This window comes from Synechocystis sp. LKSZ1, assembly GCF_040436315.1.
In the GTDB taxonomy this organism is placed as follows: domain Bacteria; phylum Cyanobacteriota; class Cyanobacteriia; order Cyanobacteriales; family Microcystaceae; genus Synechocystis.
In genome coordinates, this window is record NZ_AP031572.1 from 2,672,732 (window position 1) to 2,692,496 (window position 19,765).

The 19,765-nt window shown below is 50.7% G+C and carries 16 protein-coding genes and 1 pseudogene; 7 read left to right on the top strand and 10 right to left on the bottom strand.

The genetic code is table 11. The annotated features are described in order from the left end of the window. Nucleotides 1-121 precede the first annotated feature (121 nt). The 5 genes from ABXS88_RS12095 to ABXS88_RS12115 all read right to left on the bottom strand — a co-directional run bounded on the left by ABXS88_RS12095 (nt 122) and on the right by ABXS88_RS12115 (nt 10,276). Nucleotides 122-2,404: a DEAD/DEAH box helicase family protein gene (locus ABXS88_RS12095; protein WP_353672300.1), complete on the bottom strand. Its 2,283-nt coding sequence runs from the start codon at nt 2,402-2,404 to the stop codon at nt 122-124. A gap of 162 nt (nt 2,405-2,566) precedes the next feature. After that, nucleotides 2,567-3,622, bottom strand: a complete 1,056-nt coding sequence (locus tag ABXS88_RS12100; protein WP_353672301.1) for a hypothetical protein — start codon at nt 3,620-3,622, stop codon at nt 2,567-2,569. A gap of 223 nt (nt 3,623-3,845) precedes the next feature. Then, a complete protein-coding gene (locus ABXS88_RS12105; RefSeq protein ID WP_353672302.1) occupies nt 3,846-5,429 on the bottom strand; it encodes an NAD(P)H-quinone oxidoreductase subunit 4 in 1,584 nt (527 codons plus the stop codon). A 451-nt stretch (nt 5,430-5,880) separates the two neighbouring features. Further along, nucleotides 5,881-7,461: a DUF4070 domain-containing protein gene (locus tag ABXS88_RS12110; RefSeq protein ID WP_353672303.1), complete on the bottom strand. Its 1,581-nt coding sequence runs from the start codon at nt 7,459-7,461 to the stop codon at nt 5,881-5,883. A 268-nt stretch (nt 7,462-7,729) separates the two neighbouring features. Then, a complete protein-coding gene (locus tag ABXS88_RS12115) occupies nt 7,730-10,276 on the bottom strand; it encodes a glycogen/starch/alpha-glucan phosphorylase (RefSeq protein ID WP_353672304.1) in 2,547 nt (848 codons plus the stop codon). 328 nt (nt 10,277-10,604) lie between these two features. Here ABXS88_RS12115 and gmhA point away from each other — a divergent pair, with 328 nt between their 5' ends. From gmhA to ABXS88_RS12140, 5 genes are read left to right on the top strand one after another with little or no spacing between them, the layout of a single operon-like run. Beyond that, nucleotides 10,605-11,195 (top strand): D-sedoheptulose 7-phosphate isomerase, encoded by a 591-nt coding sequence (gene gmhA / locus ABXS88_RS12120; RefSeq protein ID WP_353672305.1) that lies wholly within the window; start codon nt 10,605-10,607, stop codon nt 11,193-11,195. Between the two features lie 29 nt (nt 11,196-11,224). Next, a complete protein-coding gene (locus ABXS88_RS12125; protein ID WP_353672306.1) occupies nt 11,225-11,794 on the top strand; it encodes an HAD family hydrolase in 570 nt (189 codons plus the stop codon). Beyond that, nucleotides 11,787-12,941 (top strand): hypothetical protein, encoded by a 1,155-nt coding sequence (locus ABXS88_RS12130; protein WP_353672307.1) that lies wholly within the window; start codon nt 11,787-11,789, stop codon nt 12,939-12,941. The genes ABXS88_RS12125 and ABXS88_RS12130 overlap by 8 nt, the downstream gene beginning before the upstream one ends. Nucleotides 12,942-12,987: 46 nt before the next feature. After that, nucleotides 12,988-13,704 carry an ATP-dependent Zn protease gene (locus ABXS88_RS12135; protein WP_353672308.1) on the top strand — a complete coding sequence of 239 codons (717 nt, stop codon included), beginning with the start codon at nt 12,988-12,990 and terminating at the stop codon, nt 13,702-13,704. Continuing rightward, nucleotides 13,701-14,198, top strand: a complete 498-nt coding sequence (locus ABXS88_RS12140) for a hypothetical protein (RefSeq protein ID WP_353672309.1) — start codon at nt 13,701-13,703, stop codon at nt 14,196-14,198. The genes ABXS88_RS12135 and ABXS88_RS12140 overlap by 4 nt, the downstream gene beginning before the upstream one ends. Here ABXS88_RS12140 and ABXS88_RS12145 read toward each other — a convergent pair. The 5 genes and pseudogenes from ABXS88_RS12145 to thiO all read right to left on the bottom strand — a co-directional run. Next, on the bottom strand, nt 14,195-14,872 hold the full coding sequence (locus ABXS88_RS12145) for a hypothetical protein (protein WP_353672310.1): 678 nt from the start codon (nt 14,870-14,872) through the stop codon (nt 14,195-14,197). The two genes, ABXS88_RS12140 and ABXS88_RS12145, sit on opposite strands and share 4 nt — an antisense overlap. A 114-nt stretch (nt 14,873-14,986) precedes the next feature. Continuing rightward, a complete protein-coding gene (gene fabG, locus ABXS88_RS12150; protein WP_353672311.1) occupies nt 14,987-15,730 on the bottom strand; it encodes a 3-oxoacyl-[acyl-carrier-protein] reductase in 744 nt (247 codons plus the stop codon). A gap of 447 nt (nt 15,731-16,177) precedes the next feature. Continuing rightward, nucleotides 16,178-16,447: a YciI family protein gene (locus ABXS88_RS12155; protein WP_353672312.1), complete on the bottom strand. Its 270-nt coding sequence runs from the start codon at nt 16,445-16,447 to the stop codon at nt 16,178-16,180. Between the two features lie 33 nt (nt 16,448-16,480). Then, nucleotides 16,481-17,332: a thiazole synthase gene (locus ABXS88_RS12160; RefSeq protein WP_353674818.1), complete on the bottom strand. Its 852-nt coding sequence runs from the start codon at nt 17,330-17,332 to the stop codon at nt 16,481-16,483. A 93-nt stretch (nt 17,333-17,425) separates the two neighbouring features. Next, a pseudogene (gene thiO / locus ABXS88_RS12165) lies at nt 17,426-18,445 on the bottom strand (glycine oxidase ThiO); the annotation flags it as partial. A gap of 305 nt (nt 18,446-18,750) precedes the next feature. Here thiO and pipX point away from each other — a divergent pair. After that, entirely contained in the window at nt 18,751-19,023 is a 273-nt protein-coding gene (gene pipX, locus ABXS88_RS12170) for a transcriptional coactivator PipX (RefSeq protein ID WP_353672313.1), read from the top strand. A 29-nt stretch (nt 19,024-19,052) separates the two neighbouring features. Further along, the gene (locus tag ABXS88_RS12175; RefSeq protein WP_353674819.1) at nt 19,053-19,742 is read left to right on the top strand and encodes a YggS family pyridoxal phosphate-dependent enzyme; all 690 of its coding nucleotides are present in this window, start codon (nt 19,053-19,055) and stop codon (nt 19,740-19,742) included. Nucleotides 19,743-19,765: the final 23 nt, after the last annotated feature.

The following is a 19,765-nucleotide window of genomic DNA, read 5'->3' on the forward strand; positions in this document are numbered from 1 at the left end:
CAGGTGTAGAGTATAGATTTAGCTTATTCCCCTACAGGTAGTAGAGACTTGAAAAAATAGACGCTACCTGTGTAAAATGAGCGAACCGTCAGTTAAGAACTTGATTTTCAAGCTACCAAGTCTAGGACTTATAGGGGAACTTCAGATTCTCCGACCGGGTTTTTTCTATGTGTGCTTTACGCGACAAGACCTGAAGATTCTCAAGTGTAGTTAAGCCCCCCTTGGACATAGGAATAATGTGATCGATTTGAAAATCCCGACGCATCTGGCTCTTAAGTCCACTCATTGCACAAGTAATAAAACCTTTGGCGTCTGTGAATCTAGCAAAAACAGCATCTTTAATGTTTCTGTACTCGGCTGGATCCCGTTCTCGGATTTCAATAAGTGTAAGTCTTTCTAATGGTACCGAATCAGGAATTATTTTCGGAGCGACGACGGGTAGATCATGATAATATCCATCCAGTTTATCAAGTTCAATTTCTACCTGTTTCTTAAAATATAGTTCCTTGTAGCCAAATATAACCTGCCAGAAGGACTGACTATCATTCCATAGGGAGGTGAGATATTCTTTTTGCTGTTTCCGTGTTAGATTATTGTCATAAATATATGATGCAACAATTGATGAGTTGCACTTTCTGCGCTCACTAAAAGCAATAAATTCCGGCCTTATTTCTTTTTGGGCATAAAAACGTAAAATATTTTTCACATCATCGTCTCTGTAACCTAGCAAGAAAGGATGATCAGGGAAGTAAATATCCTTTGTTTGTTGCAATAGATACTCTAGCTCTTCATCGGTTAAAATCTCTCTATTTTGAGCATCAATACATTGAAATATAGCGGACAAGTCATTAACAAAGCTGTCATAAGCATCTTCTGTATCGTTGTATAAAAGCACATCATAATCTCTAGAGAGAGGTTCACCAGACTCAGATGGTTCAAGGATCGAGAAGCGATAAATTCCAACAGGAATTCGTGTTAAAAAATCAAGTTTTTCTAAGGCGGTGGTATCGATGGAGTCATCCATTATACGAGCAAATTCTTCGATCTTCTCGATTGAAATAAGTCGAGCAATTCTCTTCATTGTATCGAGTTCTTTGTCAACAAACTCAACACCTTCAATATCCGTTAATTTTTCAGGATTAACCCAATTTATTTTATTTTCCCAATCGTCAATAAAGCTTACGATATAGGCTTTTTCTGTACCTCCTGCTCGCTGTCCCCGTAGCGCCCTACCAATCATTTGAGTCATGAGAATAGTAGACGTAGTTGGACGTGCCAGAAAAACCGTTTGCACATTGGGCAAATCAGTCCCTTCGGTTAACATCTCTACGTTAATAAGAACTTCTATTTCTCCTGCTCTAAAGCGCTTAATTTTTTCCGAGTTCTCTTTTACGGAAATTGTAGCACCAGTTCCATCATCCGTAATTTTGGAAGCCACAAAGTCAGAGTCAATACCCCGTTTTTTAAATAACCCATTTAATGCAATTGCGTGTTGAATATCAACAGAAAAAACTAATAGAGGTTTGTATTTGTCACGATTTTCAACATAATGATCGACGATCCGCTTATTGCGAATACTAGACATAGCAATTTTTTCGGCAATCTTCTTGGGAAGTTTATCAAAATCCTCAATTGCCCTAACATCTTTCTCTGTAAGTTCTCTATAAAAGTCTAGATCTGTCTCAAGGTTTTCAAAAATAGGTTCGGCAAGAATACCTCTTGTAATAAGTGTTCTAAGGTGTTCTGAAAAAATGATGTCATCTGGAAAAACTTTTTTTAGTAAACCTTTTTCACCCGCGTCCGTTCTGAATGGAGTTGCCGTTAACCCTAGCATTCTAAAGCCATTTGTTTTCCCTCTTTCTTGAAAATTCTGCTTTATACTTTCAATCAATTTTCGATAGGTTTTTGCTGTTGCATGATGAGCTTCATCAATCACCAAAAGAATTGTATCAGCATGATTAATCCAATTATCTGTGAGGTAATTAAGTCCACTATTTAAACTATCTTTGCTAGCAATAATAATGTCGTCTGTCGGCTGAATATTAACGGGACGATCATGCTTAGGATGACCAGAGATCACACGATATCTAAATCTCTCAACATCAGCCAGTAATGATGAGTAGGCATTGAATTTTAAAGTCTCAAATGTCTGGTCAAGTAACTCATGCCGATGAGCTATCCACAAAACCTTTTTTTGTTTGTCAATAAAGCTTCTTAATAACCAATGAATTGCTGTTAAAGTTTTCCCGCCACCTGTTGGCAAAACTAATAATCCCTCAAAGGGTAACTGATTTTTCTCGTTTAGTGCCTTGATTGCCTCATTTTGATGAGCATAAAGCTCCCTAGGGTTTTTACCTGTATTGACTTCTATTTGACCAGAGTACTCAACTTGAATGGCTTCCATAGCACTAGAGACTTGAAAATCAGTTCATCTTAAAAACTTGCTTGGCTATCGATGAGCTTACCGAGAGCGACCTAAGCTTTGTACGAATAGGAAATCAGGATATTAAATTATACAACAAAGGTCTAGCAATCCACCGTAGCACTCAAAAAAAGTAGCATTGGCCTAGCTAATAGGAATCCGGCTCTGTAGCTGTTGCCATTTTTGTCGGAGTGCCCCCTGCTGGAGAGACTGCCGGGCCAGTTCTAGGCCCTGCTGAAGATTGGTACAAAGGCCTGCGTGCCAGAGATAAAAGCCCCCATTCCACAAAAAGGCCTGGCGCAGGGCCAGTGGGGCAGAGTCAGGTTCATACAACAATTGGCGAAGTGCTTGATAGTAGTCTTCTGCTTGGGTCAGGACACAATCCGGGCCAGCCATATTCGAGGCATAGGGGTCAAGTTTGAGATAATCCGTCGGCTGGGATGGAGGGAGGGCCACAATGGTCGTCTGGCTGAGCCGGAGGTCACAACTGCCTTCTAAGCCTTTGACCAGGGTATAGGGACTGGTTCCTCTGGCCTGAAAGGCCTCGTGGATCATTTTTTCCGTAGGCGGATGAACGTAACCGATGACCAGCCGGGCAGGGCCAGCATAGGGAGACCAAATTAGTTCCAGGGTGGCCAGGGGAGGACGCTTGCCAATTTGTTCCCGGTATTCCGTGAGGGGTAAGGTAGCCAGAAAATGGCGCGGCGTGTAGTAAAACGTCAGATGGGTTTCTTGGAGAAGTGACTGAATCTCCGTCAGGGCCAAGGCCCGGAAATCCAGGCCCAGGGCCGCCCAAATATCCACCAGAGGTAAGCCGTACTTAGTCGGCATGGTATCAGCACCATGGAGGATCACCGGCTGGCCCATCACCGCCAGTAGAAGGGCTACCAACGGAAGCACGGGAGCTGTGCGACTGCGGCCATCGTAGGGAACGCCAAACACGAGGGGGTTGGGGGCCTCTGGAGGGAGAGGGGCCAAACGTTGGCCAAATTCATCGTAGGTATCGAGCATCCCCGCTAGTTCCTGGCCCGTGGGACGCTTAATGCGGTGGGCAATTAAAAAAGCGCCAATTTGGGCGGGGGTTGCTTCGCCCGTCAGCATCAAACGGGCAGCCAGGGCCGCTTCTGGCCGCGTTAAATCCTGGTGGGTATGCTGGCCACTCCCAACTTTTTGAAGCAGTTCTCGAAATTGCTGACTCATAGTTTACGTCTCAATTGATACCCTGTTCCCCCATCGAGCTCATGTTTGCTAGTGCCCAAAATTCTCAATCAAGAACAAAGTCCCCCAAGGGGGGATCTGGGGGACAGTTTAATCGCTGTACAAACAGGCTCTAAAACCGGGAGCTTTATTTTACCGAAATTATTGCTTTTGTATTAGTTTTGGTTGAGAGATCAAGACATTTCCTAGCGTGATGGTTTTTCGGCTAGGAACGCAGGGGAGGGGCCTGCCAGGGTCGATCCGATGGCGGGAGCCCAGCCGCCTGTTGTCGTAGGCTTGGCACCGATTGACGGGCTAGGGCCGTTAACTGCTGGGTGGTGGTGTCATAGATCTGAGTGACTAGCTTGGGATAAAAGCCAATGCCAATGATCGGCACCAGCAGACAACCGACAATAAAGACTTCCCGTGGCTCGGCATCGATCAAACGGGTGTGGCTCACCAATTCCTCATTTTCAGGGCCATAGAGCATTTCCCGGAGCATGGAGAGCAGATAGATCGGCGTTAAAATCACCCCGACCCCCATGAGCACCACGATGATGGTACGAAAAACAGGGTTGTAGGCATCGCTAGTGGCAAACCCGACAAATACCATTAACTCGGCTACAAAACCACTCATGCCGGGTAGGGCCAGGGAAGCCATGGCACAGGCCGTCCACATGGCAAAGACCTTTTTCATTTTCTTGCCGACCCCTCCCATTTCATCCAGCATCAAGGTATGGGTACGGTCATAGGTGGCCCCCACCATAAAAAACAAACTGGCCCCGATCAGGCCATGGGAAATCATTTGTAGCATGGCTCCGCTCATGCCCAGATCGGTGAAGGAGGACATGCCGATCAGGACAAAGCCCATGTGGGAGATCGAAGAATAGGCAATTTTTCGCTTGAGATTGCGCTGGGCAAAGGAAGTGAGGGCCGCGTAGATAATGTTGACGACCCCTAAAATCACCAGCACTGGGGCAAAAATGGCGTGGGCATCGGGTAACATTTCCACATTCATGCGCAGGAGGGCGTAGCCTCCCATTTTGAGGAGAATCCCTGCTAGGAGCATGTGGGCCGGAGCTGTGGCCTCACCGTGGGCATCGGGGAGCCAGGTATGGAGCGGAAAAATGGGCAGTTTGACGCCGTAGGCAATCAAAAATCCAGCGTAGAGCAGGAGTTGCAGATTGAGGGGAAAGTGCTTGCTGGCAATGGTAGCCATGTCAAAGGTATCCACGTCCCCATAAAAGGCCATGGTTAGGCCCCCCAGCAGAATAAACAGGGAACCGCCAGCGGTGTAGAGAATGAATTTAGTGGCGGCGTAGAGTCGCCGTTTCCCACCCCAGATGGAAAGAATCAGATAGACGGGGACGAGTTCCAACTCCCACACCAGGAAGAAAAGGAGCATATCCTGCACGGCAAAAACGGCAATCTGACCGCCGTACATGGCCAACATTAAAAAATAAAACAGCTTGGGCTTGAGGGTGACGGGCCAGGCCGCCATAATCGCCAGCGTCGTGATGAAGCCCGTCAGGATGATTAAGGGCATCGACAGTCCATCGGCCCCCACCGACCACTTCAAATCAATCTGCGGTAGCCACGTATAGCTCTCTACCAACTGTAGGCCAGGACGGTTCAGGTCATAGCCGCTGTAGAAGGCATAGACAATCAGAACAAAATCAATCAGACCGACGGTGAGGGAATACCACCTAACGGTTTTGCCATCCTTATCGGGGATTAACGGAATAAATAGAGCCGCTACAATGGGAAAGAGGATAATGGCTGTCAGCCAAGGAAAAGAAGTTAAGGTCATAGGAGATCGTCAGCGCGACGCTGGAACAGAAACTTTAGAAATCAATGCTCTGGTGACAAAATTTAGTATTACCAAACTATCAACGTTGCTAATTAGCTTATACAGTCCATAATTTAGCAGTGTTTATTGGGGGGAGCCAGGTAAAAAATATTAAATTTCATGGCCCTATCTTGGGAGGATCTCACGTTTAAAACCTTCACCCTAGCACTAAATCTCTAAAGTCCGACTACACCCCTAGACCCCCCGCTGTGCGACCCTCCCCCTGTGAAAGAGCGGTGCCAGAGGTAGAGGGGCAAAATTTGATCGCTGTAACTTGCAGAATTGGTATCAATCCCTCTCCCACCTGAGAAAAGGGACTTTAAAACGGATTCCCCTTGGCCTAAAAAGGGCGAAGGGGGCAGGGGACGGGGGCCAATTGTCCCAATGGGGATACCCACGCCTTGATTCCTGGCTAAGCCGTGAGAAGTTCCGGTTGAGGTACCACCGGCTTTGGGGCTTGTTCCTGGGCCAAAAATTCCGCTAATTGGGCCTCAATTTCGCGGCGGACAATGGCCCGATACTCTAGAAAGTGTTCGTTATGGGCACAGAGGGTGAGGTAATGCTCAAAAACTGCTGGATTTTGCCGCAAAATCCCGAATAAATGGTGCCAAAAGCGCCAGCGGGTATCCCGTTTAATTCCCTGCCGCCAAATCACAATGGCCAGGGCCTTAATATCTATCCAACTAGGCAGTTTGGCCGGGGGATGGCATTTTGGGGCGCCCAATTTCAAAAAGCAACGGTAAATACGGTCAAGGTAGAGATGGGGATCGTAGAGTTGCCAAAAGGCATGGACATACTCAGTGGCGATGTCCTCTAGCGGCCGGGTCGGAATGAAGTTCATCAAGGTCGTTTGGTTGATGTTGCCATCCTTATTGGCCCGGAGACGACCTTCTTTTTCCAAGCGGTGCCAGAGGGCCGTGTTAGGCAGGGCCTGGAGCATGGCAAAAGTGGTCGTAGGGATAGCTGCTTGTTCTGCAAAGCGGATAATGCGTTCCCCCGCTCCTTTTTGTTCACCATCGAAACCGATGATAAAACCCGCCATGGGGCGCAGGCCAGTTTGGATAATTTTATCGATGGAATCCGCCAGGGAGGTGCGGGTATTCTGGAACTTCTTGGTCATCTGCAAGCTCTCTTCATCGGGGGTTTCGATGCCTAAAAAGACTGCGTCAAAGAAGCATTCCACCATCAGTTCCATGAGTTCTTGGTCATCAGCTAGATCTATAGATGCCTCGGTATTAAAACGGAAGGGATAGCCATGCTCCGCTTGCCAGACCTTCAGTTCCTTGAGCAAAAGTTTGACATTGCGCTTATTGCCGATGAAATTGTCATCCACCATAAACACGCCCCGACGCCAGCCCAGTTCGTAGAGGTAGTCCAGTTCTTTGAGTAACTGAGCCGGGGTTTTAGTACGGGGTTTGCGGCCGTAGAGGACAATAATGTCGCAGAATTCACACTGGAAGGGACAGCCCCGCGAGAATTGCACTGACATGGAGTCGTACTGATCCATTTCCAGGAGGTCGTAGCGGGGGACGGGAGTACTGGTGACATCCGGCTTTTCCGTGGCCCGAAAAACGCCCTGGGTTTCCCCCCGTTCAACAGCCTCGATAAAGAGGGGTAGGGTTAATTCGCCTTCATCCAAAATCAGAAAATCGGCCCCAGCGCCCTCGACTTCTTCAGGGACAGAGGTCGCGTAGGGGCCCCCCACCGCAACTAATTTGCCTCGTCGTTTAGCCTCACGGATTTGCTCTAACAGGTCTTCCTTTTGCACAATCATGGCGGAGCAGAGCACTAGGTCGGCCCAGGCCCATTCTTCTTCGGTGACCGCGCGGATATTCCGGTCTACCAACTTAAATTCCCAGGTTTGGGGTAAAATCGCCGCCACCGTCACTAAGCCTAAGGGAGGCAGAAGCACCTTGCGATTCACCAGTTCTAGGATTTTTTCGTAGGACCAGAAGGTGGGCGGGAAAAGGGGATAGACCAGTAAAACACGCATGGAGTATATCTAAACTTAAATGGGAATTGAATCGGGATTAACACCAAAGCCAGATTGGCTAGTATGACCTGGAATTAAGGGTTAAAGTTGCGAGGCCAGGTTTAATCTCAGGGGCCAGGTTTGCCAATCCTCCACAGCAAGGAAAACCATTGTCGGAAAATTTCAGAAAAATGGCTCGTCAATAAAACAATCCCCTAGCCACCGCACAATATAGCTAAGGGTTGCTTTAGGTTATAACACGAAAATTTGGCCGGGATGGCTGAGAGGACTAATGATAATTCCGTTTTTCAGGGGGAATCAGCAGGCAAGTGCCATCAGGGCAGAGGTCTTGCAGTTCAATCTGCACGGGCTGAATGTTCCAAATCTCTCGGCAGTAATCGCGAATCGAACGATCCGAGGAAAACTTACCCATACGGGCCACGTTGAGAATCGACATCCGCGACCATTGTTCTGGATCCTGGTAAGCTTGGCTGACTTGGGCCTGGCAATCCACATAGGCCTGGAAGTCAGCGAGAACCAAGTAAGGGTCTTGGGATAAGAGGGAATCGGTTAGGGGTCGGAACAGGCCGGTATCGCCGTGGGCAAAGAAGCCCGAATTGATCAGGTCAATCACGGCCTTAAGGTTAGCATTGCCGTTGTAGTAGTCCCAGGGATGATAGCCATTGTGCTTCAGTTGATTGACCTCCGGTGTCGTCAGGCCAAAGAGGAAGAAGTTTTCGGCTCCGACCTCTTCCCGGATTTCCACGTTAGCGCCATCCAGAGTGCCGATGGTTAAGGCCCCGTTCATGGAAAACTTCATATTGCCCGTTCCCGAAGCTTCCTTCCCTGCCGTCGAGATCTGCTCCGATAGGTCAGCGGCAGGATAAACTCGTTGGCCCAGGGTCACATTGTAATCAGCCAGAAAAACCACTTTGAGGCGGTTGCCGATACTGGCATCCCGGTTCACTACTTCACCGACGGCATTGATCAATTTGATAATCAGCTTAGCCATGAAGTAACCGGGAGCGGCTTTACCCCCAAAGATAAAGGTACGGGAGGGAATATCCAACTGAGGATTATTTTTGAGTTGCAGGTAGAGATGGATGACGTGGAGAATATTTAAGTGCTGGCGCTTGTACTCATGAATGCGTTTGACTTGAATATCAAAGAGGGAATGGGGATCAACGGTAAGATTATTTTTGCGCTGGATGTAAGCGGCTAAGTCCTGCTTGACCTGATATTTAATCTCTCGCCATCCCTGTCGGAATTGACTGTCTTCCACGAGGGATTCAAGATCGCGTAACCGGTCGAGGTCTTTAATCCAAGTATCACCAATGTACTGGCTAATGTAACGACTACGGCGGGGATTACTTAAGACCATCCAGCGGCGGGGCGTCACCCCATTGGTTTTATTGCTAAATTTTTCGGGCCAGAGTTCATAGAAATCCTTGAGGACGGTTTCCTTGAGCAACTCACTGTGCAGGGCCGCGACACCGTTGATGGCATGGGAACCGACACAGGCCAGGTGAGCCATGCGGACGTATTGTTCGCCACTGTTATCGATCAAGGACAGTCGGGCCAGTTTGTCACCATCCTGGGGATAACGCAGGCGGACTTCATCGAGAAAGCGTTGATTGATTTCGTAAATAATTTCTAAATGGCGGGGCAGAAGACTACCAAAGAGTTCCAAAGACCATTTTTCCAGGGCCTCGGGCAGGAGGGTGTGGTTGGTATAACCCAGACTTTTTTGAGTAATCCCCCAGGCCTGGTGCCAATCCATACCGTGTTCGTCCACCAACAGCCGCATTAATTCCGCTACCGCGATGGCGGGATGGGTATCGTTAAGCTGAATGGCAAAACTCTCGTGAAAGTTATCCAGGGACTGGTTTTCAAAGAAGTGGAGGCGAATCATATCCTGTAGCGAACAGGCCACAAAAAAGTACTGCTGGGCCAGCCGGAGTTCCTTGCCCTGGATGGGTTCATCGTTGGGGTACAGTACCTTTGTCAAATTTTCTGAGGCTACTTTTTCATTGACGGCCCCGTAGTAATCACCGATATTAAAACGCTGAAAATCGAAGGATTCCGCCGCTTCAGCCCGCCAGAGCCGCATATTATTGGCAGTGCTGACTTTATAACCCAAAATAGGCGTGTCGTAGGGAATACCCTTGACTACCGAGCCGGGAATCCAGCGCACCCGATAATGGCCCTTGTCATCGGTGTAGGTCTCTGTATGGCCCCCCAGTTTGACCAAAACCGCCGCCTCTGGCCGGGCAATTTCCCAGGGATTACCGTACTGGAGCCATTTATCTGTAATTTCCACCTGCCAACCGTCCCGAATTTCCTGGTCAAAAATGCCAAATTCGTAGCGAATACCGTAGCCAATGGCGGGAATTTCCAAGGTGGCTAAGGAGTCCATATAGCAGGCGGCCAGACGTCCCAGGCCCCCATTACCCAGGCCCGGCTCTTCTTCAATGTCGATTAAGGCCTGGAGATCGAGGCCCGATTCTTCCACTGCTTGTTTGACAGGCTCCCAGAGGTCGAGGTTGATCAGATTATTACCCAAATGTGGCCCCACCAGAAATTCCGCGGAGAGATAGCAGACGACTTTATTTTCCTTGGCCAGGTAGGTTTGATAGGTATTCAGCCAGCGTTGGAGAAGGCGGTCGCGGATCGTATAAGCCAGGGCCATGTAACAGTCCTGTTGGGTGGCAATGCCCGGAAATTTGCCCTGAATATAAAAAAGATTATCGGCAATCGCTCGCTTGAGGGTTTCGACGCTCAAGCCGGTACGGTCATCTTCGACTTGAATTAGAGGATTGCTAGTAACGAGGTTCATACAGTACTCCGTCGGTAAGGACAATGCCGGGAAAAGGGTGAAGGGGGCCAGAGGGCCGGCCCGGAAAGGGCTAGCTTTCTATCCGCTATGATGGCGAAGGTCTGGCCCAGGGCCCGTTTTCTTCCAATCAAATTAAGCTTTGCTCTGGACACAATTTTCTTTTGTTTTTCGTCTAGGGCTTGCAAGGGTCTAGGGGGCGAGAATCCTCCCTGGTTAATTGGGACTCAACTCGACTAGAATGGGGACTACTCAATTTTTAGCCGAGAGTATTGACGCAAAAATTCCCGTCAAAAACCTACGCCGTTTGTTTTAGCTGTGAGGAGTTAGGATGTCTGATTGGATTCAAAAACGGTTGCACTGTATCGAACAATCCTTTGATACTCACTACTGTCAGGCTATTGAAGCCGTTGTCACCCTGATCTGTCAGCAATTCCAACAGGGTCAAAAGCTTTTAATTTGCGGTAACGGCGGATCGGCGGCGGATGCCCAGCATGTAGCGGCGGAATTTGTGGGCCGTTTTCAGTTCAATCGTCAGGCCCTGCCTGCCATTGCTCTCACCACCAATGCTTCTATCCTGACCTCCATCAGCAACGACTACAGTTTTGATATTGTTTTTTCTCGTCAAGTCGAGGCCCTGGGCCAACCCGGCGATATTCTATGGGGCCTCTCCACCTCCGGCAAGTCCTCTAATGTGCTCCATGCACTCAAGCGGGCGAAGGATATGGGGCTGATGACCGTCGGCATGGCCGGCAATAATGGCGGCCTGTTCCAGGAATTTGTGGACTATCCTTTGTTTGTGGCAGAAAAAAGTACTCCCTACATCCAAGAAATTCACCTGATGACCTACCACTACATCTGCGAACAGGTGGAAGCCAAACTCTTCGCCCAAAAAGGCCTAGGCAGTAGCGTTATGGTTTAATGTCCTAGAGACGTTACCTAACTCGGCCCGTGCATACGCCTGCTCCTTGTCCTACTGCCCACAAGGCCCTTTTCCTCGACCGGGATGGGGTCGTCATTAACTACATCCCTTACCTGGGTCGTCCCCACCAAGTCCAGATTCCCCGTGACGCGGGCCCGGCCCTCAAGCAATGGCAGGAAGCGGGCTATCTTCTGATCATCATCACCAACCAGGCGGGGATTGGCCGCGGCTACTTCAGTGTCTCGGATGTCCAAGCCATTCACCATCGTCTGGCGGAACTCTACCGTCCCTTTGGGGTGGAATTTACGGATATTTTTCTCTGTCCCCACCATCCAGAGGATGCCTGTGATTGCCGTAAACCCTCTCCCCAAATGCTCTTCGAGGCGGCCGAGCAATACGATATTGATTTGGGTCAATCCTATTTCCTAGGCGATGCCCCCAGTGATCTCCACGCGGCCATTCAAGCCGGTTGTCAACCCCTCCTCGTTCGTACTGGCCGGGGCCAGGAAACAGAGGCTAAACTGGCCCAATTTTCCCAAGCTATTCCGGTGTTTGACCAAGTCAGCGATACTGTTTGTTTATTGAGGGCCCATGGCTAACCCTCCCCGACGTTGTGTTTCCTTGATTCCCAACCTGATGGGGGGCGAGGGCCATATCATTCCCTACCACCAGGCCTTTAGCCAAGCGGTGATGGCCCTGGGTTGGATCCACGAGGCCTGGATTCCCCAGCAGAGTCCGGTGGATAATCTCCCTCAAACCTGGCGGCCCTGTTTGGCCCCTGTGGATCTCGAAGCGGACGGCAATCTCCTTAGCAAAGCACTCCGCCTACCCCAGGTTTGGCAGTTGGCCCACAGTATTGCCCAAAACCTAAAGGCCTTACCCACGCAAGAGCCGACAGTACTTTTTCTAGAGCGCTTTATCCATCTGCAACTCCTGGCCCTAGTGTTGGCCCTGGCCCTGCTTTCCCCGGCCCAGCGGGCCAACCTAAGCCTCTGGCTCCTCTATCGTCGAGATGTCCACCGAGACCAAACCCGTGGCCTCTACAAGCGCTTGAATCAGGCCCTCTGCCGTCTATTGAGGCCCCAAAACTGTATTTTTTTAACCGATAGTGAATCCCTGGGCCAATCCCTCCAAGCCTATTTCCAGTTTCCCTTCACGGTCTTGCCGATTCCCCATACGGATTTTCCGGCCCTGGAGCTGATTAACCTCCAAACAAGACCGATTTACTGTTGGTGGCCCGGTTCCCCTCGTCCCGAAAAGGGTTGGGAAATTATCCGCCGTTTAGGCCAAACCCCGACCCCCTGGGCGGCGGATTTTTGTTTGGTAGCGGCCCAGAGTACCCAATTAACCTCTGTGCCCCAAGGTGTGGCCCTAGAATTGCTCCCTGACCACCTCAGCCGCGAAGATTACGGCCAATGGTTGCAAAGAAGCAGTATTATTTTGATTCCCTACGACCTCCAGGCCTATCGGGAACGCACATCCGGTATTTTTACTGAAGCCGTGATTGCGGGCCGTCTGCCCCTGGTAACAGAGGGGACTTGGATGGCCCAGGAACTGCGCCGCTATCACTTAGAGGAATTGATTTTGCAATGGCACGACCCAGCCCAGGTCTGGCAACAGATCACCCTGCTTTTGCAGAAACCGGGTCTACTAGATGCTTTCAGCAATATGCAACAGGCCTATCAGCATTTTCATTGCCTGGAGTACTATACTCAAGTCCTGGGTCAACTGGGCCCAGAGCACTAAAAAATCCTTTACCCTAGGAAAAAGTTCCTTACCAAATAATTGGCCGATGTCGGACACTACCATCAATGCCGTTGCTATCGCCATTTTTGCCATGACCCTCTCGGCTCTGCTGGGGCCTCTCTTTCATCTTTCTCCCCTCTTACCGGCCCTGGGCACCCTCGGCGTTTTGGGCCTGGTGACGGCGGATCAGTTGGGTTGGGAGGGTAAAGGCACGAATTTGTTACTGAATTTTTGGGCCAGTCCGGCGGAAAAGCAACGCCAACTCCACCACGAAGCGGGCCACTTTTTGGTGGCCTATTGCCTTGGCATTCCCGTCCTAGATTACCAACTCGGGGCCTGGCAGGTCTTTCGTCGGGGCCAAGCGGGCCAGACTGGGGTGCAATTCGACCTGAGTGGGCTAGATCAAAGTTGGCAAGACTTTCCGTTACTGCTAGAACGTTGGTCTACCGTCTGGATGGCGGGGATTGCCGCCGAACAACTGCAATACGGCCAGGCCCAGGGGGGCCAAAATGATCGTCAGCAACTCCAGCAGGCCTTGGCCCTAGCGGGCCTACCACCTCAACAATGGCCCCTCAAGGAACGCTGGGCTCTGCTCCAGGCTAAAAATTATCTGCAACGCCACACCTCTGCTCACCAAAATCTGATGCAGGCCATGGCCGAAGGGGCTTCTGTGGCGACCTGTCACCAAGTCCTGCAAAACAGTCTTGACCTAGATCCAAGCCTCCCCAATAACCTCTCAATCCTGGGGAATCCATCCCGATGAATGAATGGTATAACTTTTTAACCTATCTCCCTCTAGATAAGGCCAATTGGGAATTCAAGGCCTCAACTAATCTGACGCCCCCGATCGTGCTCTACTACTCTGGCCTGCTTAAAGCTAGCCCCGAGGCCCATCATTTATTATTGGTGAGTCAAATCAACACTCAAAAAACGACAGATTTTCAGGGCCGAGTCATGCCGCGTCCCCAATATCTCAACAACAAAGTCAGCCATGATTTTTCCTGTATTGTGGAACCCATTAGCCAGCCCCCCCAGCGTGACCTTTTATTTCACTTTCAGATTAACGGATCCGACATTACCGCCAAGCAACTCACCTATACCCTAGTAGAAACCATGAAGCAGGCCAATCCAGTGGACAAACGCTACCTCCTGGATTCTAAGTACAAAAGCCTGTGGGCCGGTCTGGCAGAAAATAAGCTTTACCAACTGAACGTTGAGCACCAAGTCTGGCTAGACCCCAACGACTTCATGGCCTAAAACGCAAAGCGGGGCGGTTTGCGAAAGACTAATTTGTAGGAAAGCTGGCTATGGTTGTAGAAAGGCCGAGCCGCCGCTGCCAGGTGAGCCACCCAATCTTCTTCTACCAAGACATCCAGGTAATCATTTTTATGCTCAAGGGCCTTGGGTTCATCCAGAAAACTGCCCATGAGAGATTCCAGCATGGCCTTAGCGGTGCCACTACCGTAGGAATTCTCGTCCGAGGTTTCCTTGTGTAAATCCAAATCAATCAGCCAGATCAGAATTTTGGCTTGGTTGGCCCGAAAAACCTTAAGGCGGTGGGTATAGTGACTAATGTCAATATTCTTTTGCTTTTTGAGATAAGCCTCTGCCCGACTCAGGTCGCCCTTGGCCGCCTCCGCCAGTACCTCGCGATTAAGAGACTGGTACAGTTTGCGGAGATGATCTAAAGTGACAATAATCGACCCCTTGGAACCTTGGCGCCGAATTTGGTAGGCCGCCAGAGTGTAGGAATTCGTCGGCGGGAGTTCATAGAGCGTGCCATCCCGGTCGAGGGAGCGCTTACGGACAGGGACTTCAGCAACACCTTGAGCAGTTTTATTTTCCTGTTGCCGCTTAAAGAAAGTATCAATACCTTGTTGAAGAACAGACTCTAGTTTGATATTGCCAATTTCTGAAAGGTTAAAGGACATAGCCATTGACCAGGAAAGTATTATTTCCTCTACTGTAACGGGGAAAATGCTGACCTGGGGGTCTCAAATTTACGGAAAATACAGAGTGGGCCGCCGTCGCATCCGAGAAAATACTTAATGCATCACCATGCCCCCATCCACATTAAAGGTTTGTCCTGTAATGTAGGCGGCGGCGGGATCCGTGGCCAGAAAGCGAATCATGCCCGCAACTTCCTTGGGTTGACCATAACGTCCTAGGGGAATGAACTGGAGAATATCGTCGGCCTTGAGGTCTTGGGTCATGTCAGTGGCGATAAAGCCCGGTGCCACGGCATTGACGGTAATCCCCCGGCTAGCCAGTTCCTTGGCAACGGTTTTGGTAAACCCGATGACTCCGGCCTTCGCAGCGCTGTAGTTAGCTTGGCCCGGATTACCCATCAGGCCAGCCACGGAGGTAATGTTAATAATGCGACCACTCTTTTGTTTCAGCATCAGCTTGGAAACGGCTTTGGTGCAGAGAAACACGCCCGTGAGGTTTAAGTCCAGAACCGCCTGCCAATCCTCTAGCTTCATGCGTAGGAGCAGGGTATCGCGGGTAATACCAGCATTATTGACCAAGATATCAATGCGCCCCCACTGTCCTAGGGTGGCCTCGATTAAGTTATCGACTTCTTCCGGTTTAGACACATCGGCCTTAAGGGCCAGGGCCTGACTGCCTAGAGCTTCGATTTCGGCCACGAGGGCTTCCGCCGCCGTGCTGGACTGGGCATAGTTCACCACCACCTTGACCCCCGTTTCTGCTAGGGCCAGGGCCGTGGCCCGGCCAATGCCCCGCGAGGCTCCGGTAATGATCGCAACTTGGTCGGCTAGAGCAGTCATGGCAAAATGTCCTTTCGTCTAAAATGCGTGTTAAAGAATCGTCAATGATAGTGAGAGGTGGCGTAAATTCCCGTTGGGCAAAGCGAATACAGGGGGCTTTCACAGCGAACGGCGGGCCTTAACCCACCGTTTTAGTTGAATTCGTTCTGACTAGAGAGTCGGAGTCTCATTGCTGTTAATCAAAGCCAGATGGGACGAATTGTTAGGCGCTGGCTTGTCGTCTTTGACCGCCAGAGTAACGTTTGTTCTGACCTTTGACGGAAGCAGAACGGAACTGACGGGCATAGGCTCTATTGCGTTCGGCCTTCTCTTTCTTTAGGTTACGACGTTTAGCCACTCTAATTTCCTCATAGAGACGATAAATAGCCCACCCTATTCAGGTGAGCAAGCTAAGCCTATTCTACCCCGAAAAGGCCGTTCTGACAGTGTACTTAGGGAGAGCCAGACCTAAAGGGCCTGAATCCATTCCTTGACCTCGTATTCCGTCCAAATTCCGTGTTGCCAGTAGGGATCAGCTTCAATTAATTGCCGTACCGTGGCCTCATCCTCCGCTTCGTAGAGACCAAAGACTCGAGTCAGGTCTTGGGTCGGGCCAATAGTTAACAAAAGGCCCTGCTCCTTTTGAGCCTGGAGCCCGTCGAGGTGAGTTTGGCGATAGGGGGCCCGCTTTTCTAGGACATCCGGGCAATAACGGCCCCATAAAACGTACTTGGTCATGGCTTGAACGGGGAAGAGTGAAGATAATTTGAACTAAGAATGCACCAGGCCCGTCAGGGGAGAACTGGCGCTGGCGTAGGCTTTCACCGGCATACGGCCCGAGAGGTAGGCCAATCGTCCGGCAACGGTGGCCATGCCCATGGCCTGGGCCATGGCGACGGGATGGTGGGCCAGGGCAATGGCGCTGTTGATCAGTACGGCATCGGCCCCCATTTCCATGGCCTGGGCCGCTTCACTAGGAGTTCCAATACCTGCATCTACCACCACGGGTACCTTAGCTTCTTCGATAATGATCTGGATATTAGCGCTATTGCGAATACCTTGACCTGAGCCAATGGGAGAGCCGAGGGGCATCACCGTGGCACAGCCCACTTCCTCTAGGCGTTTAGCCAGGAGGGGGTCGGCATTGATGTAGGGGAGAACCGCAAAGCCTTCTTTCACCAACTGTTCTGCCGCTTCTAGGGTACCGATGGGGTCTGGCAGGAGGTATTTGCTATCGGGAATCACCTCCAGCTTGATGAAATTGTTGTCTTCCTGGCCCAGTAATTTAGCCATTTCCCGCCCCAGTCGGGCCACCCGAATCGCGTCTTCGGCGGTCTGACAACCAGCGGTATTCGGTAGCATCCAGATTTTTGACCAATCCAGGGCCTCTGCCAGGCCTTCATGACCAGGGGCCTTGGTCTGGACACGACGTACGGCCACCGTCACAATTTCACAACCACTCACCGCCACACTTTGTTGCATGATCTCCAGATTGGGATACTTGCCGGTGCCGGTCATCAGGCGCGACTGAAAACGACGACCCGCAATGGTCAATACATCATCTTGGGTCACATCAAGCCCAGCATCAGTATCAGAAACAGGAGAAGTTAGCAAGGGAGTCATGGGGATTGCTGGTAGGGAAGGGAGAGATGGTGGGCTAAAGCAACGATCGTAGCGGCAGGCCTGGAGCAGGGGATCGCTGACCTGTTCACTGATGAGATCGGCGATTAATGTAGCGGTGATCGGGGCCAATAGGATGCCGTTACGGTAGTGGCCCACAGCAAAAACCAGATTATCACAGGAACTTGGCCCGAGGAGGGGCAGTTCATCGGGAGTGCCGGGCCGAAAACCCCACCACAGGTCAGCAATGGGCCAGTCTTGGAGAGCCGGATAGAGCCGCAGGGCCCTGGCTAGCAGCGTATTCAAGCCTTGGGGGGTATTTTCCGGTTGCCAATCCACTTGCTCGGAAGTGGCCCCCACGATCAGACGGCCATCTCGGCGGGGAACAAGGTAGGTATTCGGCCCAAAGAGGACTCGTTGCAGGGGCCAGGGTTGATGGGATTGCTGAGGCATCCGCAGAGCTAGCATTTGTCCCTTAATGGGGACGACGGGTAAAGGCATTAATTCCTTGGCCCAGGACCCCGTTGCCAGCACATAAGTTTGAGCTTGAAAACTACCCCGAGCCGTCAGGGCCTGGGTAATTTTGCCTTGTCGTTGGGGTAAGGCCTGCACCGTCACTCCTTCCTGGAGATTAACCCCCAGGCTTTGAGCAGCCTGACGCAGGGCACTGAGCAGTTTACGGTTATCCACCTGGCCATCTTCCGGGTGCCACCAGGCCCCGACTACCTCAGGCCCTAGGCCGGGTTGGTAATGGTGTAAGGTTGTGCCCTCTAGCCATTGGGAGTGGGGAGACAGAGGAATCAGACTATCCGGCTCTGTAAATACCGGCGACAAAATACCGCAGGGATTGTAACCCGTTTCTAAACCCGTCCATTGCTCCAATTTTTCGACCCAATCGGGGTAGAGCCAGCGCGAACGGAGACACAACTCTAACAGGGGGCCGGGGGGAATTTGTTCAGCGTAGGGGGCTAACATGCCAGCGGCGGCCAGACTAGCAGCCTGTTGAAAATCTCGGCTGAGAACCGTCACCCCCAGGCCCCGTTGTCGCAGTTCCACCGCAATGGCCAGGCCGATGATGCCTCCCCCAATAATCAGAACGTCACTGTTCGTATACATAGGCGATGTCGTCTAAAGTCCCCTGCCTTCTAGCTTAGACTGAATTTTTAACGAAGCTCAAGCAAATTCTGGCCCTAACGCGCTTGGCTAAAGTACAGCGCCGCCAAAATAATACAAACCAGAAGAGCTAGGGGAATCCCCAAATCTAGTACGTTAATAGCAGTCATGGGTGCAGAGAAATAAAGCCGGAGGGCCTAGACAGGAAACGGAAATTTTGTAGGAATGGCAACTGAAAAGGGTAATATGGCTAACTAGACCAATCTCCTCTGTTCTAGCCTGAGATTGAGTTGGATGTCTAGACTAGAATGAGCAACGAAACTTACCTTAATCACCCTACCTTTGGCTTGCTGTACCGTGTTTGTCTCCTGGATGACAATCAGGAAATTTTTACGACGCTCTACGCCCAACGTCTTTTTTTCCTAGTTGCAACCACGGCGAATGATACAAAGTTCGATCCCATCACCCGGGCGGATGCCAAACTTCTCATTGAGAACCGCCTGCGCCTACTTCGACGGACAGGCAATTTACAGTCCTACCAAACGCTCTCGCAACTGTACCAAAATAATTTTAGTTTTTAAATTTCCTTATCCTTAATCCGGCTATGGCCATGACTTCTCTGCCGTCGATCTCACGTATTCAGCAAGCCTTCCCCCCCCAGGTTCGTTTGATTGCCGTTACCAAGACGATTGCTCCGGAGATTATTCGTTTGGCCTATGAAGCGGGGATTCGAGATTTTGCTGAAAACCGTCTCCAGGAGGCCCTGCCAAAACTGGACGCCCTCCGAGATCTCACGGATATTACCTGGCATTTCATCGGTCACCTCCAGGCTAACAAGGCCCGCAAGGTGATTGAGCATTTTCCTTGGATTCACTCCGTCGATAACCTGCCCCTCTTGCAACGCTTGGAACGAGTGGCCCAGGAATTACAACATCATCCCCAGGTTTGTCTCCAGATTAAATTGTTGCCCGACCCGGATAAGTTTGGCTGGTCTCCCGAGGGCCTATGGTCAAATCTATCTGCTATTGAGGCCTGTCAGGCCGTTCAAATTCGCGGCTTGATGACCATCTTGCCCCTAGGATTAACACCGTCCCAGCAACAGGCCACCTTTGCCTCCCTGCGAGACCTAGCGGCCCAACTCTCTAACCAATCTCGATTGCAGTTAACGGAACTCTCCATGGGCATGTCGGGAGATTACCCTCAAGCCATTGCCGCTGGGGCCACTATGGTGCGTCTGGGCCGGGTTTTATTTGGGGAACGTCCTCCCACTTCTGGACAGGAGACGGGAAGCCAGGCCTAAAGAACGAAGGATTCTAGACAGAC

What these genes read in the sequence shown, in the direction of transcription:
- ABXS88_RS12095 (WP_353672300.1), bottom strand. Translation starts at nt 2,404, where the DNA reads ATGGAAGCCATTCAAGTTGAGTACTCTGGTCAAATAGAAGTCAATACA.
- gmhA (WP_353672305.1), top strand. Translation starts at nt 10,605, where the DNA reads ATGTCTGATTGGATTCAAAAACGGTTGCACTGTATCGAACAATCCTTT.
- pipX (WP_353672313.1), top strand. Translation starts at nt 18,751, where the DNA reads ATGAGCAACGAAACTTACCTTAATCACCCTACCTTTGGCTTGCTGTAC.
- ABXS88_RS12155 (WP_353672312.1), bottom strand. Translation starts at nt 16,447, where the DNA reads ATGACCAAGTACGTTTTATGGGGCCGTTATTGCCCGGATGTCCTAGAA.
- ABXS88_RS12110 (WP_353672303.1), bottom strand. Translation starts at nt 7,461, where the DNA reads ATGCGTGTTTTACTGGTCTATCCCCTTTTCCCGCCCACCTTCTGGTCC.
- ABXS88_RS12175 (WP_353674819.1), top strand. Translation starts at nt 19,053, where the DNA reads ATGACTTCTCTGCCGTCGATCTCACGTATTCAGCAAGCCTTCCCCCCC.
- ABXS88_RS12140 (WP_353672309.1), top strand. Translation starts at nt 13,701, where the DNA reads ATGAATGAATGGTATAACTTTTTAACCTATCTCCCTCTAGATAAGGCC.
- fabG (WP_353672311.1), bottom strand. Translation starts at nt 15,730, where the DNA reads ATGACTGCTCTAGCCGACCAAGTTGCGATCATTACCGGAGCCTCGCGG.
- ABXS88_RS12145 (WP_353672310.1), bottom strand. Translation starts at nt 14,872, where the DNA reads ATGTCCTTTAACCTTTCAGAAATTGGCAATATCAAACTAGAGTCTGTT.
- ABXS88_RS12105 (WP_353672302.1), bottom strand. Translation starts at nt 5,429, where the DNA reads ATGACCTTAACTTCTTTTCCTTGGCTGACAGCCATTATCCTCTTTCCC.
- ABXS88_RS12100 (WP_353672301.1), bottom strand. Translation starts at nt 3,622, where the DNA reads ATGAGTCAGCAATTTCGAGAACTGCTTCAAAAAGTTGGGAGTGGCCAG.
- ABXS88_RS12115 (WP_353672304.1), bottom strand. Translation starts at nt 10,276, where the DNA reads ATGAACCTCGTTACTAGCAATCCTCTAATTCAAGTCGAAGATGACCGT.
- ABXS88_RS12135 (WP_353672308.1), top strand. Translation starts at nt 12,988, where the DNA reads ATGTCGGACACTACCATCAATGCCGTTGCTATCGCCATTTTTGCCATG.
- ABXS88_RS12130 (WP_353672307.1), top strand. Translation starts at nt 11,787, where the DNA reads ATGGCTAACCCTCCCCGACGTTGTGTTTCCTTGATTCCCAACCTGATG.
- ABXS88_RS12160 (WP_353674818.1), bottom strand. Translation starts at nt 17,332, where the DNA reads ATGACTCCCTTGCTAACTTCTCCTGTTTCTGATACTGATGCTGGGCTT.